Raw genomic sequence first — 14,450 nt, forward strand, 5'->3', positions numbered from 1 at the left:
TGGACGTGCCGGCGTCCGCCCCGTACCTCCGGCTAGTGCTGACGCGGGGCGGTCTCGGGCTGCTCTTCGTCCAGCGAGTCGACCAGCGCGTCGGCCTCGGCGTCGCGTGCCGGAGCGACCAGGCCGACGAGCACGAACACCGCCAGCGCCGACAGGACGGGGGCGGCCACCTCCACGGTCTGGCTCTGACCGGGGAAGACGTACTTCAGGAGCGCGAAGACCACGAGCCCGGTCGCCCAGGAGCCGATCGCGGCGGCGGGGCCGCTGCGGCGGAACATCGGCAACATGCCGAGCAACATCGGGATGGCGATCGGCCCGACCAGCGCGCCGAACCAGAGGATCAGCAGGCCGAGCACGCCGCCGAAGCTGTCAGCGCCGAGCGCGATGCCCATCGACAGCGCGATGAACAGGAACGTGGAGACCCGGCCGGCCAGCAGCTCGGACGTGGACGACATCCGCTGCGCCCGCTTCCAGACCGCGGGGATGATGTCCCTGATCACCACCGAGGAGATGGCGTTGGCGTCGGAGGACGTCATGGCCATGGTGTGGGCGAACATCCCGGCCAGCACGAGCCCGATGAGCCCGCCGGGCAGCAACTGCTGGGTCAGCAGCGCGTACGACTGGTCGGGCTCGGCCAGGTTGGGGAGCAGGACCGGCGCGGCCCACATGGGGAAGAACAGCACGAGGGGCCAGAAGAGGTAGAGGCCCGCGGAGAACAGCGCGGCGCGCCTGGCCGACTGCCCGGTCGGCGCGGCGATGAACCGCTGGGCGAGGTTCCACGTGCCGCCGTTGTAGGACAGCGTATTGATCAGCAGGTAGACCAGGACGAAGCCCATGGTGTACGTGCCGTTGAACGGCTGGCCGTGTCCTTCGGGCAGCTTGTCCCACAGCGTCCAGATCGCGGACACGCCGCCGAGCTGGGCGAGCACCGCGACGAACAGCGTGATCCCCGCGACGAGCTGGATGACGAACTGGCCGAGGTCGGTGAGCGCGTCGGCCCACAACCCGCCGATCGTCGAGTAGACCAGCGTGACGCCGCCGGTGAGCAGCACGCCCCAGGCGATCGGCACGCCCGCGAACACCTGGAGCAGCAGCGCGGTCGCCGCCCACTTGGCTCCCACGTCGAAGACCTTCAGCGCGGTGCCGCTCCACGCGAGCACCTGCTGAGCGGGCACGTTGTAGCGGGTCGCGAGATATTCCAGCGGCGAGATGATGCCGAGCCGCTGCCGCAGCCGTGGCCAGCGCGGCGCGAACAGCACCGACCCGACCAGCATCGCGAACGTGATGCCGATCGCCCACCAGACGTACAGGGTGAACCCGGCGGTGTAGGCGATCGCCGCGTAGCCGACGAACACCGCTGAGCTGTATCCCGACATGTGGTGCGAGATGCCGGACAACCACCAGGGCATGCGGCCTCCGGCGGTGAAGAAGTCCTTGGCGTCACGGATGCGGGATTTCGCCCAGACACCGATCGCGATCATCACCACGAAGTAGCCACAGATCACTAGCCAGTCGAGAAAGCCCATGAGATCTCCCAGTTCGGGGGGTGGGGAGCGGTGCGGTTCAGGCGCCGTGAACGGGCACGCCGTTCACGAAGGTGCGCAGGACGGACAGGTCGGACGTGGTGACGATCAGGTCGGCCGGCGCGCCGGGCTCGATCCGGCCGCCCTCGGTTCCGAGCAGCCGGGCCGGGTTCGCCGCGGCCAGGTGCAGCGCGGTGGCGAGGTCGATCTCCGTGTGGGTGACCGCCCAGGCGACGCACTCGATCAGCGAGCTACCTGAACCGGCCAGCAGGTCGGTTCCCGGCAGCGTCACCCGGCCGTCCTCGCGTACGGTGATCCGGCCGCCGACCGGGGTCGTGTAGTCGCCCGGCGCGCATCCGGCCACCGTGACGGAGTCGCTGACGAGCAGCGCCCGGCCGGTTCCCTTGGCCCGCACCATCGCGGTGAACGTGTCGGCCGGCAGGTGGTGGCCGTCCGCGATGAACGTCGCGGCGAGCCGGTCCTCCGCGAGTTGCGTCCAGATGTAGTTGGGATGGCGGCGGATCATCGCGTGGGCGCCGTTGCCGAGGTGGGTGGAGAGCCGCGCGCCCGCCCGTACGGCCGCCTCGATGTCGGCGGGCGCCGCCGCCGTGTGCCCGATGGACACGATGACGTCGCGCCGGGAGAGCTCGGCGATGTAAGGGACGGCGCCCGGCCGCTCGGGGGCCAGCGTGACGATCCTCACGAGGCCGCCGCCCGCCTCCTGCCAGCGGCCGAACTCGGCGAGGTCGGGGTCGCGCAGGTGGCGGGCGTCGTGCGCGCCCCGCGGCCCGTCCTCGGCCGCCAGGCTGGGCCCTTCGACGTGCACGGCGGGTACGGCGTGCCGGACCAGCGGATCGGCCCGCCTCGCTGCCGCGATCACGCGCAGGTTCCTCAGGATCCTGTCCTCGGGCGCGGTGATGATCGTGGGGCACCACGTCGTGGTGCCGCGCCTCCACAGCTCCCGTGTCAGCTCGGCCACGTCGTCGGCCGACAGGTCGTCCGCGTTGACGTCGCGGCCGCCGTACCCGTTGACCTGGAGGTCCACCAGGCCGGGCAGGACCAGCACGTCGGGGGCGTCGCGGAGCTCGGTGACCGCGGCGATGCGCGGTCCGTCCAGTTCGACGCGTACGGGACGCCCGTCGGCGAGCCTGCCCTCGACCTTCACCGTGCCTCCCCTGCCAGGGTCCTGGCGGCGGCCATGACCAGGCGGCCGGCTTCGGGGGTGAACGCGGCGCGCAGCCCGTAGGCGCGGTGGGCCTCGCAGATCTCGTAGCCGCCCGCCTCGTAGTGGGCCTCCGGGTAGGGCAGGTAGCCGGGGACCCCGCCCGTGTAACCGGCGACGAGCAGCCCGGGATCGCCGAGCGCGGCGCGCAGTTCCACGGCGAACTCGACGAAGGGCTCGCAGGGCAGGAACACCAGCGGCACGCCGCCCCACCGGTGCACGGCGACCTGGACCTCGACCGCCTCCGGCCCCGGGTCGGCCAGCTGGGCGCGCGCCCAGTCCGCCCAGATGCCGTCGGGTTCGTCAGCGAGCGCCCGCAACCGGTCCGGCGCGAGGGGTTCGCCGAGCGGCAACTCGACCCGCGCGGCGGCCACCGACACCTGCCCCGCGACCGGCCCAGCGACCGGCCCAGCGACCGGCGCTGTGACCGGCGCTGTGACCGGCGCTGTGACCGGCGCTGTGACGTGTTCTGCCGGAGCGGCGAGCGCGGCCTCCGCCACCCGGGCGCCGATGCGTTGCGCGGCCTCGAAGGTCCTGCCCGGCCGCGGCTCGGTGCCGCGCAGGCTGTCGAGCGCGGTGTGCCCGGTGTTGAGCTGGCCGCAGCAGCCCTGGAGGAACATCGCCACGCCGCCGGTCCTGGCCTGTACGTGCCGCCGCGCGTACCCGGGCCAGTCGGCGGTGATCCGGAGGTTGTCGGGGCCGAGCGTCACCGGGTGGCAGGCGTAGGAGAACACGGCGGCGATGGGCTCGCCGTCCACGCGCTCCAGCCGTACGACGGGGACCACGGAGTCGGTGAGGCTCCCGCCGCGCCGGTTGCTCGCGACGCCGTGCAGCGTGCCGCTGCCCCGGCGGAGCACGGCGGGCGTCAGCGCGCCGAGCGCGGCCCCCGCGGCTCCGGCGATCCGCGAGCAGGCGTGCCGCACGTACGCGGGGTCGGCGACCCCGCCGATGCCTCCCCCTGTCACCGCTGGTCCGGCGTGCGTGTGCGTCACCGCCACGGCCACCCGTTCCTCCGGAATTCCCGTACGTTCGCGCACGTCGCGGGCGATGCTCCGGGTGGTCTCCGGGTCGAGGGCGATGAGGTCGGCGCAGACCACGACGGAGGTGGTCGTACCGTCGGAGACCGCCACTGCCGTGGCCTGCAGCGGGTCGTGCACGGCGGTGGACGCGGAGGTCCTGGCGGCGTACCCGGCGAGCGAGCCGCCGGGCGGCGGCGTGATGTCGGTGACCGCGGCCCCGGCGAGCAGGCCGTTCCCCGTCACAACCATCGGACCCGCCCCCGGAAGCGGTCGAGGAAGAGCGCGTTGCGTTCGTCGCCGCCCGGCGCGTTCCCGCTGCGCCAGATCTCGGGAACCGTGCCGCGTTCGGCGAGCTCGGCGATCGCCGCGGCCATGACGCAGTTGAGCGTGTACGCGTTGGCGAACGTCGAGATCGCGCCGACCCGCTCGGGCACCCCCTCGATCTCGAGTACGGCGTCGCCGACCGGCACCTTCGTGTCGATGTGCAGATCGACGAGGTCGTGCAGGTTCTGCCGGGTGGGATGCCTGGCCGGATGATCAGGCGCGGTCCTGTCGGCGTGTTCCCTGGAGGAGACGCCGATGACGGTGACGCCGCGCTCGCGCGCGGTCAACGCGGCGTCGATGAGCGCGGCGTTGATGCCGTAGGCGTTGACCAGGATGAGCAGGTCGCCCGCGCCGAGCCGGTTGTCCTCGATGACGACGCGGCCGTAGCCGGGGGTGCGTTCGATGGCCATCGAACGCAGCGCGCCGCCGGACAGCAGCGTGCCCTCGTCGAGGATCGCGCTGACGTTGACCAGGCCGCCCGCGCGGAAGAACACCTCCTGCGCGGCGAGGTTCGAGTGCCCGCCAGGGCCGTAGACGTAGATCAGCCGGTCCGTCCCCCGCACGGTGATGTGGTCGGCCATGAGCGCCGCCGCCGCCCCGACGGCGTCGGCCTCCTCGGTCTCGATCCTGCCGATCAGGCCCGCGACCTGCTCGGCGTACGTGCGCATGAGCGACGCGTGCCGGCCGTCGGGCCGTCCGTTGGGCCGTCCGTTTCGCACCCTGCAAGCTCCTTATGACCGATGAAAGCGATTGCAGGCATTCAAGACCACGGCCGAACCCTGGTCAAGAGGCCGGCCACGGTCCCGTGGAGTCGCGCGCCACGAACACGCCGGGCAGCCTGTGGTGTTCCGGCGCGCCGCCGGGCGCCTCGATCCTCCTGGTCAGCACCTGGACCGCGGTGGCGCCGAGACCGTCCATCGGCGCGGTCACCGTGGTCAGGCTCGGCGTCACCGTACGGGCGAGCAGCACGTCGTCGCAGCCCACGACGCTGCGCTCGCCGGGCACGGAGACGCCCCGCCCGGCCAGTTCGGCGAGCACCCCGCACGCGGTGAGGTCGTCGAAGGCGAACGCCGCGGTGGCGTCGGTCTCCAGCAGCGCGGCGCCGGCCTGCCTGCCGCCCTTGAACGTCGCCCGGAACGGCCCGAGCTCGGTGAGCTCGACCCCGCGGCCCCGCGCCCACCTGCGGACCGCATGCGAGCGCCGGGCCGCGGCCCACGACGCGCTCGGCCCGGCGAGCAGCGCGAACCTGCGGTGACCGTGCTTGTGCAGATGCTCGCCCGCGTCGAACAGCGCGCTGGTGTTGTCGCAGATCACCGACGACAGGTCGCGCAGCGGCCGGTTGAGCAGGACACAGGGAAGCCCCTTCGCCGCCTCGCGCAGCGCGGCCGACGACGAGCGCGGCGAGGCCACGATCACCCCGTCCACCCTGCCGCGCAGCCGGGCGACGTGCCGCACCTCCGCCGCCGCGCTCTCCTCCGCGTCGACCAGCATGACCGAGCTGCTCATCCGCTCCGCCGTACGCTGGATCGACCGCACGAGCAGCGGGAAGAACGGGTTGGTGATGTCGGAGACGATCAAGCCGATCGTCTCGGCCCGGCCCGTGACCAGCCCGCGCGCGGCCGGGTTGGGCAGGTAGCCGAGCTCGCGGGCGACGGCCGTCACCTGGTCCCTGACCGCCGGGCTGACCAGCTCGGGGCGGTTGAAGACCCGCGACACGGTCGCCGCCGAGACGCCGCACCGCCGGGCGATGGAGTAGATCGTCGGCTTGCTCAACCCGCGCTCCTCGGCCTCGGCTCACCCCAGCTTGACCGGAGTACTCTAGCGGAGCAAGAATCCATGCAATCGCTTTCATCGTTTCGCAGGAAAGGACGGCATGGGTTCCGAGCAGCCCGAGCAGGTCGCCCGCAGCCAGCTCGAGGAGGTCGTCCTCCCGTTCTGGCTCGAGAACGGCATCGACACCGAGCACGGCGGGTTCTTCACCTGCTTCGACAACCGCGGCAGGCGCCTGCTGTCCACCGACAAGTTCACCTGGTCGCAGGGGCGTTTCGTGTGGCTGCTCGCCCGCGCCGCCCGGCTCGCCGACCGGGGCCTGCTCTCGCCGGGCCGGCTCGGCGCCGGCTCCGCCACGCTCATCGGGCACGCGGAACGCGGCGCGTCCTTCCTGCTCGACCACGCCGTCGGCCGCGACGGCCGGTGCGCCTACGTCCTCGACCGGCGGGGCGGCACGGCGCTCGACGAGCACGGCCGGCCGCTGCCCGCGGAGCGCAGCATCTTCGCCGACGCCTTCGTCGCCATGGGGCTCGCCGAACTCACGAGGTACACCGGCTCGCCCGTCCACCTGCCGGCCATCGACGCCATCGTGCGGCGGATCGCGGACGACGTGGAGGCGGGCGATCCGCCGACGCCGCCGTACCCGCTGCCGCCCGGCTGCTCGGGGTTCGGCGCCCGCATGATCGTCCTCAACGCCCGGCTCGATCAGGCACGCGCCCACGAGGCCGCCTCGGCGGGCCGGACGAACCCGTACACGGACGAGCTGCGCGCCGCGCGCAGCGCCATGCTCGCGCACAGGGAGGACGGCGGGCTGTTCACCGAGACGTTCGTGGCCGATCCCGGCATGCGCGACACGATTCTCGCCCGGCACCGCACCCCCGGCCACGCGCTGGAGGGCATCTGGATGGCGCTGGAGGCGGGCGAGGCACTCGGCGAGAGCGGCGACGTCGGCGACCTGCTGGCCGGCGTCCCGGCCCTGTGCGCGGCGGGGTGGGACGACGAGCACGGCGGGCTGTTCCGCTACGTCGGCGTCTCGGGGAGGCCGGCGGGAGGGCCGTACGAAGACCTGGTCAGGCGCACCTGGTCGACCAAGTTGTGGTGGGTGCACACGGAGGCCGCCTACACCACCCTGCTGGCGGCCGAGCGTTACGGCGACCGTGAGGCGGCCCGCTGGTTCGACCGGATCTGGGACTACACGATCGGTACGTTCCCCGGCGGAGCGGACGGCGAGGAGTGGATCCAGATCAGGAACCGGGCAGGGGAACCCCTCGACGAGGTCGTCGCGCTGCCGGTCAAGGACCCGTACCACATCGCCAGGAACCTCATGCAGATCATCGAGCTCCGTGAGCTCCGCTCCCAGGGAGGACGGACGTGACGGCCGCGAACGCGGACCCCTTGATCGAACGGACGGCCGGGCACCTCGGTGTCCGGATCTTCAGCGACAGGGCGCAGGCCGGCGCCGCGGCGGCGCGGGCCGCGGTCGCGGCGTTGCGCGCGGTGCTCGCCGCCCGCGGCGAGGCCAGGGTCGTCTTCGCGGCCGCTCCCTCACAGCGGGAGACGCTGGCCGGGTTGCGCGCGGCCGAGGGCATCGACTGGTCCAGGGTCACCGTCTTCCACATGGACGAGTACATCGGCCTGCCCGCCGGCGCGCCCCAGCGGTTCGGCCGGTTCCTGCGCGAGGAGCTCTGGGATGCCGTACGTCCTGGCGCCGTACACGTGATCGAGCCCGGCGACGACCCCGAGGCCGAGAGCGCCCGCTACGCCGGGCTTGTCGGCAGTGCCCCGATCGACCTGGTCTGCCTGGGCATCGGCGACAACGGCCACCTGGCGTTCAACGATCCGCCGGTGGCGGACTTCGCCGACCCCCTCGTGGTCAAGGTGGTCGAGCTCGACGAGGACTGCCGGCGGCAGCAGGTCAGCGACGGGTGCTTCGCCACACTCGCCGAGGTGCCCCGGCGGGCGATCACGCTGACCGTTCCCACGCTGATGGCCGGTCGCACGCTGGTCGCCACCGTGCCCGGCGCGGGCAAGCGGGCCGCGCTCGCCGCCGCGCTCGACGGGCCGGTCAGCGAGAGCTGCCCCGCCTCCGTCCTGCGCACCCACCCGGCCTGCACGCTCTTCGCCGACCTGGAGGCGTACCGGTGAGCCCCGTGGTGAGCCCCGTGGTGAGCCCCGTGGTGAGCCCCGTGGTGAGCCCCGTGGTGAGCCCCGTGGTGAGCCCCGTGGTGAGCCCCGTGGTGAGCCCGTGGTGAGCCCGGTGAGGCTCAGCCGCGCCACCCTGTCCAGGGTCGCGCCGGACGCGCGCCCGCTCGCCGAGCCGCGCGCCACCGGCGTCGTGCACCTGGGCATCGGCGCCTTCCACCGGGCCCACCAGGCCGTCTACACCGAGCGGGCCATGGCCGCGGCCGGTGACGATCGCTGGGGCATCTGCGGGGCGACCCAGCGCAGCACCGACGTGGCCGACCGCCTCCGCCCTCAAGACTGTCTGTACGGCGTGCGCGCCGGCGATGAGGCCCGCGTGGTCGGCTCCGTACGGGAGGTGCTCGTTCCCGGCGACGACCTGGCGGCGCGGCTCTCCGCCCCGGAGACGGCCGTGGTCACGCTGACCGTCACCGAGCGGGCGTACCGTCCCGATCCTCGGGGCGCCGTCGCACGGCTCGTCGCGGGGCTCCGCGCCCGCGCCGCCGCGGACGCGGGCCCGCTCACCGTCATCTCCTGCGACAACCTGCCCGGCAACGGCGCCATCCTCGCCGGGCTCGTCGCGGACCTGTGCGAGCCTCCCCTGCTCGGGTGGGTCGAGCGGAACGTGACGTTCCCCGCCTCCATGGTGGACCGGATCGTCCCGGCGACCACGCAGGCCGACCTGGACGACATGGCGGCCAGGCTGGGCGTGGTCGACCTGGGCGCGGTCGTCACCGAGCCGTTCACCCAGTGGGTGATCGAGGATCGTTTCGCCGGTGACCGGCCGGCCTGGGAGCGGGCGGGCGCCCTGCTGGTGGGGGACGTGCGGCCGTACGAACGCATGAAGCTGCGCCTGCTCAACGGCAGCCATTCGGCCATCGCCTACCTGTCGGGCGCCGAGCACGTGTCGGAGGCCGTGAGGTTTCCCGCGTTCGCCGGATACCTGCGCCGGCTGATGGACGACGACCTGTCGCCCACCCTGGGAGGGCTGGCGGGGTTCGACCTCGCACGCTACAAGGAGTCGTTGATGGTCAGGTTCGCCAACCCCGGCCTGCGGCACCGCGTCGCGCAGATCGCGGTGGACGGCTCGCAGAAGCTGCCGCAGCGCCTGCTCGACCCGGCCCGCGAGCGGCTGGCGGCCGGGTACGAGCCCCGGTCGATCGCGCTGGCCGTGGCCGGGTGGATGCGATACGTCACCACGGCCCGCGACCTGGCCGACCCGCTGGCCGAGCGACTGCGCGGCGAAGAGACGGCCTCCGCCTCGGCCACCGTGGACCGCCTGCTGACGATCGAGGAGATCTTCGGCACCGACCTGCCGGACGACCCGGTCTTCCGCGAACTGGTCATCGACCGCCTGGAACGGCTGACCGCCGACGGCCTGCCCGCCACCCTCCGCGCGCTCGTGTAGTGGTACGGACCTTTCTTCGCTTCGAGAAGTGACATATTGACACACAGCCGCCCTGACAGCCAGAATCCTGCCCTAGTGGTACGGACCACTCTGCGGAGAGACGGGCGGTCAAGGGATGACGCAGGAGACCAAGCACGAGACACTCCGGCGCATCCTCATCGAGCTCATCGACACCCGGCTGACGCCGCACGACCCGCTGCCCAGCGAACGCGAGCTGATGCAGCGGCACGGCGTCAGCCGCATGACCGTACGCCGGGCCGTCGAGGGCCTGGCTCGTGACGGCCGCGTCTATCGGGTCCAGGGGGCGGGCACGTTCGTCGCCGACCCCGGCAAGATCACCAAGTCGCTGACGTTCAGCTCGTTCAGCGAGGACATCAGAGCCAGGCGCATGAAGCCCGGCGGCAGGCTGCTCAGGCTGGAGAGCGAACCCGCCGAGATCGACGTCGCCCGCGACCTGTTCCTCGAACCGGGCACGCCGGTCGTGCGCGTCACCCGGCTGCGCACCGCCGACGGCGAGCCGATGTGCCTGGAGAACGCCTGGGTCCCCGAGCACCTCGTACCGGGCCTGACCGCACGGGGACACGTGGAGAGCCTGTACGACGTGCTGGAGGCGGCCGGCGCCGCGCCCGAGCACGCCGACCAGACCATCTCGGCCACGGTCGTCAACCGCGAGCAGGCCGACCTCCTCGGCGTGCCCGGCAACTTCCCGGCGCTGCGCGTCTCGCGGGTGACGCACGACGCGCGCGGCCGGGCGGTGGAGCGGGCCGTCAGCCTGTACCGCGCCGACCGTTACGACTACCGGCTGTCGATCACGAGGAGCCGCAGGACGTGAGGCTGGGCATCGACATCGGCGGCACCAAGATCGTCGCGGGGCTGGTGACGCCGGAGGGGACCGTGCGCCGCCGGGCGTACGCGCCCACCCCGGCCGCGCAGGGGCCTCGGGCGGTCGTGCGCACGGTGGTGCGGCTCGCCCGCGAGCTGGGCCTCGACGGCGTCACCTGCGCCGGGGTTGGCACGGCGGGAGTCGTCGACCCGGACGGCCGCGAGATCGCCGGAGCCACGGACACGATCCGCGACTGGGCGGGCACACCGCTGGCGGCGTCGCTGGAGGCCGAGCTCGGCCTGCCCGTGCGGGTCCGCAACGACGTGCACGCGTTCCTCGCCGGCGAACTGGCGCGCTCCTCCTGGCGTACGGCCCTGGGCGTCACCGTCGGCACGGGCATCGGCGGGGCCCTCGCGCTGGACGGCGACGTCGTGACCGGCGTACGCGGAGCCGCCGGACACGTCGGGCACGTACCGGTCGCGGAGGCGGCGGGGCTGGCGTGCACCTGCGGCGCCTACGGCCACGTCGAGGCGGTCGCCTGCGGGCCCGCCATGACGGCCGCCTTCACGGCCCTGCAAGCGGCCGGCGGTGGCCGGCCGTCGCCGGGGGACCGGCCGGCCGGGGGCGGGGGCCAGGGCCTGCGCCTGGTGCTGGAACGGGCCAGGGCGGGCGACGCGGACGCGGCCGGGGTGCTGGCGCGCGGCGGCCGGGCCCTGGGCAGCGCCCTGGCGGGCGTCGTGAACGTCTGGGACCCGGACGTGGTGATCGTCGGGGGCGGTGTGCTGGCCGCCGGGGAGCTCTACCTCGGCCCGCTGCGCGCCGCGCTGGCCGCCGGCGTCCTGCCCGTCCTGGCGGACGTCCCCGTACGGACCGCGCGCCTCGGGGACGACGCGGTGCTGGTGGGCGCCGCCGCTGCCGCCGGTGCGGCGTGCCTGGCGCCCATGAAGCCCGCAGCAGGCCGACAGGCCGGGCACGCGACCGGGGACCGCCGGACCGGCATGACGTGGCGTTGGTCCGGGCGAATCCGGCCGGTTCGTGCGAGCCGGAGCGAGAGCGACCGGAGGGAAGGAAGGGCATGACCGACAGCGAGGTGTTCGGCCTTCTGAGTGGTGGCCTGGTGGTCTCCTGCCAGGCCTACGAGGGCGAGCCGCTGCACGGGCCGGGGTTCATGACCGCGATGGCGCGGTCGGCCGTCCTGGGCGGCGCGGCGGGTGTACGGATCAACGGCCCGGCCGACGTCGAGGCCGTGCGCGCGGCCGTGCCGGTGCCGCTGATCGGCCTGTGGAAGGACGGCGACGGCGACGTCTACATCACGCCCACGCTTGAGCATGCCCTGGCCGTGGTGCGGGCGGGAGCGGACATCGTCGCGGTGGACGCCACCTCCCGCCCCCGCCCCGACGGCCGCGGCCTGGCGGAGACGATCGCGGGCGTCCACCGGGCGGGTGCGCTCGTCATGGCGGACGTCGCCACCGCCGAGGAGGGAGTGGCCGCCGCCGGGCTCGGCGCGGACTGCGTCTCGACGACCCTGTCGGGCTACACGTCCGCCTGCCCGTCTCCCGAAGGGCCGGACCTGGACCTGGTCGCCGTGCTGGCGGACGCCCTGGACGTGCCCGTCTTCGCCGAGGGCAGGATCGGCACGCCCGGCCAGGCCGCGCGGGCGATCGAGCTGGGCGCGCACGCCGTCGTGGTCGGCGGCGCGATCACCCGCCCCGCCGACATCACCCGGAGCTTCGCCCAAGGGCTGAGCCGGGCCCGCCCGTGACTACCTCCGTGACCACCCTCGTGACCGTCTCGGTGGCCTGCCGGTCAGCCGGTTGAAGGTCGTTGAGCCAAGTAAGGCGAGGAGGCTCACCATGATCGCCTGCGACGGCAACGGGAGGGTCGTTCAGCCAACGGAGCCGCTGAGGTTGCTGGTGCCGCCGCCCCTTGTTCCTGAGCCTGCGGTGCTGGTGATGAGCTGACCGTCGACATAGGCAACGGCACTCACCGAGCCGGCGCCCAGGCGTCGTATGGAAAGGCTCCAGGTGTCCTTGCCCTGTTCGGCGAGGGTGATGTCCTTCCGCCAGGGAGGCGTCACCTGGGGCTCGGTCGTGGGGCGGCCGTTGATGACGTAGGTGATGGCGAAACGTCCTTCGCCCGTGACATCGAAGGTGAGGGTGTGCGGCTCGTCACTGGAGGAGCAGGCAGCCAGCAGCACGGTGGCGGCGGCCGACGCCAGCGAGCGCGTCCGTCTGCCTGATGCGGTCATCCGATCAATAAACCACAGCAGAACCCCGCAATGCTTGTCATAGACGGTTTGGCCTCTCTGCTCTGCTTACGGCGGTTCGCCGGACAGAACCGCTCGCTGGGATACGAGGGCATGACGGAAAGGGCTTGGCACGGCGACCGATGATCGGATAGACCTTGCAGCCGGACCAACGACACCGAAAGGAGGGATAAGCGATGACGATGTCCATGATCACCGCGCTTGTCTCCTCCCGGGGCGCTGACCGCGCCTGACCGGAGCGGACGGGCGCCCTCACCGGAGAGTGCCTCGACCGTGGAACGAAACGACCTGACCGTGCGCCCGATCACCGGGCGCGAAGAACTCGACCTTTTCATCCGGCTCCCCTACACCCTCAACGACGAACTCGCCGACGACCTCACAGCCGGCCGCCGGCGACCGGAATGGACGTGGGTCGCCCTGCGCGGCGACCGCCTGGTGGCCAGGGCCGCCTGGTGGTGCCGTACCGGCGACGCCGCACCCTTCCTGCTCGACGTCTTCGACCTCGACGACGACAGCGGCACGGGCGACGACCGCGTGGACGTCGGCGTGCGGCTGTTGCGGACCGCCATGGCCGCCGTGGTGCCGGCCGGGGCCCGTCCGCCCGAGTACGGCCGCGCCGTGCCGCCCGGCTGGCGCGACGACCCGACGGCCAGGCGCGTCGTCGAGGAGCGCATGGCCGCGCTGGAACGGACCGGCGCCCGCCTGTTCGTCGAACGCCTCCGCCTGGAGTGGCGTGCGGGAACGCCGGTTTCCGAGCCGAGCGGGCGCCTGAGGTTCCGGCCGGTCCGCGACACCGAGGAGATCCTCTCCCTGATGACGCTGGTCCTCGACGGCACGCTCGACGCGCACAGCAGGGACGACCTGAGCCGGCTGTCTCCCCGTGAGGCCGCCGCCAGGCACTACGACGACGAACTCGCCCACTACCGCAGCCCGCGCGACTGGTGGCGGATCGCGACGTTGCCGGACGGCGAGCCGGTGGGGTTCGTCACCCCGGCCCGCAACGACTACAACGCCGTCATCGGCTACCTCGCCGTGCTGCCCGCGCACCGGGGCAACGGCTACATCGACGACATCCTCGCCGAAGGCACCCGCGTCCTGGCCGCGCAGGGTGTCCCACGCATCCGGGCGGCCACGGATCTCGGCAACGTACCCATGGCGAACGCCTTCGAGCGCGCCGGGTACGTCAACGTCGAACGCATGATCAACATGGCCTGGGGGTGAGCCGGACGGGGTCGTCACCCCAGCCGGACCGGCCGGGCGTGCGGCTCCCCCGGGGCGAAGCGCCGGCCGCCTCAGCCTGTGAGGTTCTTGAGCGTCTCTCTCGCGATCTCCTCCGCGCCCTGCAGGAGTTCCTTCTCGGGAACGGGCCGGCTGTTCTTGTCCGAGAGGATCTCGCGGCCCTTGTTGTCCGTGCCGTGGAAATGGATGTCGATGGTGGTGTTGCCCCTGACGACGAGGATCCAAGCCATCGCCGTACGCCTTTGGGTGTGCTCGTTGTAGATCGCGTACGCCCCGTCGCCCAGGTCGCCGACCTCCTTGATCTCTCCGTGTTCGGTGAAGTAGGGGTCACCCTTGGTCTGGCCTGACTGGTCGCGCATCGAGCGCCACATGGACTCGGCGTCGTCCCGGGCGGAGTCGTTGTCCGGCCAGACGTTGACCTTGAGGCTGATGGACCGGCTCTGGTTGTAGCCGTCCTTCATGTGGTAGCCCTTCTGGTCCCACCTGCAGTCCTTGCGCTTGGCGCCGTACCCGTCCTTGGCGACGCCCGGCTCCGACTCGCTCTTGGGCGCCAGCCGTGAGGTCAGGCTCGCCGAGAGCAGGTCGCACACCTCGGGTACGTCCTGCAGCGGCGGGAAGGTGGAGGTCACGGTGGAGGAGGGGGTCGGCTGCGCCGTGTTCCGCGGGGAGGCGGAG

Annotated in this window: 14 protein-coding genes; 7 read left to right on the forward strand and 7 right to left on the reverse strand. The window is 72.8% G+C overall.

Annotated elements, in window-relative coordinates; all coding sequences use genetic code 11:
• Nucleotides 1-32 precede the first annotated feature (32 nt).
• The 5 genes from GUY59_RS34065 to GUY59_RS34085 form a co-directional block, all read right to left on the reverse strand.
• Nucleotides 33-1,526: a sodium:solute symporter family protein gene (locus GUY59_RS34065; protein ID WP_138205592.1), complete on the reverse strand. Its 1,494-nt coding sequence runs from the start codon at nt 1,524-1,526 to the stop codon at nt 33-35.
• A 37-nt stretch (nt 1,527-1,563) separates the two neighbouring features.
• Nucleotides 1,564-2,688: an N-acetylglucosamine-6-phosphate deacetylase gene (locus tag GUY59_RS34070; RefSeq protein ID WP_201761669.1), complete on the reverse strand. Its 1,125-nt coding sequence runs from the start codon at nt 2,686-2,688 to the stop codon at nt 1,564-1,566.
• Complete coding sequence (locus GUY59_RS34075; RefSeq protein ID WP_138205594.1) at nt 2,685-4,013, reverse strand: neutral/alkaline non-lysosomal ceramidase N-terminal domain-containing protein; 1,329 nt, start codon at nt 4,011-4,013, stop codon at nt 2,685-2,687. The genes GUY59_RS34070 and GUY59_RS34075 overlap by 4 nt, the downstream gene beginning before the upstream one ends.
• The gene (locus GUY59_RS34080) at nt 4,004-4,807 is read right to left on the reverse strand and encodes a sugar isomerase domain-containing protein (protein WP_201761670.1); all 804 of its coding nucleotides are present in this window, start codon (nt 4,805-4,807) and stop codon (nt 4,004-4,006) included. The genes GUY59_RS34075 and GUY59_RS34080 overlap by 10 nt, the downstream gene beginning before the upstream one ends.
• A gap of 64 nt (nt 4,808-4,871) precedes the next feature.
• Complete coding sequence (locus GUY59_RS34085) at nt 4,872-5,861, reverse strand: LacI family DNA-binding transcriptional regulator (protein ID WP_138205596.1); 990 nt, start codon at nt 5,859-5,861, stop codon at nt 4,872-4,874.
• A 100-nt stretch (nt 5,862-5,961) separates the two neighbouring features.
• Between GUY59_RS34085 and GUY59_RS34090 the strand changes: the two genes are divergently transcribed.
• From GUY59_RS34090 to GUY59_RS34115, 6 genes are all read left to right on the forward strand, one after another.
• Nucleotides 5,962-7,233, forward strand: a complete 1,272-nt coding sequence (locus GUY59_RS34090) for an AGE family epimerase/isomerase (RefSeq protein WP_161714835.1) — start codon at nt 5,962-5,964, stop codon at nt 7,231-7,233.
• Nucleotides 7,230-8,003: a 6-phosphogluconolactonase gene (locus GUY59_RS34095; protein WP_138205599.1), complete on the forward strand. Its 774-nt coding sequence runs from the start codon at nt 7,230-7,232 to the stop codon at nt 8,001-8,003. Before GUY59_RS34090 ends, GUY59_RS34095 begins: the two co-directional genes overlap by 4 nt.
• A gap of 112 nt (nt 8,004-8,115) precedes the next feature.
• Nucleotides 8,116-9,447, forward strand: a complete 1,332-nt coding sequence (locus GUY59_RS34100) for a mannitol dehydrogenase family protein (protein WP_201761671.1) — start codon at nt 8,116-8,118, stop codon at nt 9,445-9,447.
• A 115-nt stretch (nt 9,448-9,562) separates the two neighbouring features.
• Entirely contained in the window at nt 9,563-10,279 is a 717-nt protein-coding gene (locus GUY59_RS34105) for a GntR family transcriptional regulator (protein ID WP_138205603.1), read from the forward strand.
• On the forward strand, nt 10,276-11,349 hold the full coding sequence (locus tag GUY59_RS34110; protein WP_201761672.1) for an ROK family protein: 1,074 nt from the start codon (nt 10,276-10,278) through the stop codon (nt 11,347-11,349). The genes GUY59_RS34105 and GUY59_RS34110 overlap by 4 nt, the downstream gene beginning before the upstream one ends.
• Entirely contained in the window at nt 11,346-12,032 is a 687-nt protein-coding gene (locus tag GUY59_RS34115) for an N-acetylmannosamine-6-phosphate 2-epimerase (RefSeq protein WP_138208730.1), read from the forward strand. The genes GUY59_RS34110 and GUY59_RS34115 overlap by 4 nt, the downstream gene beginning before the upstream one ends.
• Before the next feature lie 123 nt (nt 12,033-12,155).
• Here GUY59_RS34115 and GUY59_RS34120 read toward each other — a convergent pair whose 3' ends face one another.
• Nucleotides 12,156-12,518 (reverse strand): hypothetical protein, encoded by a 363-nt coding sequence (locus tag GUY59_RS34120; RefSeq protein WP_138208729.1) that lies wholly within the window; start codon nt 12,516-12,518, stop codon nt 12,156-12,158.
• 291 nt (nt 12,519-12,809) lie between these two features.
• Here GUY59_RS34120 and GUY59_RS34125 point away from each other — a divergent pair, with 291 nt between their 5' ends.
• A complete protein-coding gene (locus GUY59_RS34125) occupies nt 12,810-13,757 on the forward strand; it encodes a GNAT family N-acetyltransferase (RefSeq protein ID WP_138208728.1) in 948 nt (315 codons plus the stop codon).
• Nucleotides 13,758-13,828: 71 nt separating this feature from the next.
• Here GUY59_RS34125 and GUY59_RS34130 read toward each other — a convergent pair.
• A partial coding sequence (locus GUY59_RS34130) for a hypothetical protein (protein ID WP_212746374.1) occupies nt 13,829-14,450 on the reverse strand: 622 nt, incomplete at its 5' end.

This window comes from Nonomuraea sp. K271 (genome assembly GCF_009908215.1).
GTDB lineage: Bacteria > Actinomycetota > Actinomycetes > Streptosporangiales > Streptosporangiaceae > Nonomuraea > Nonomuraea longispora.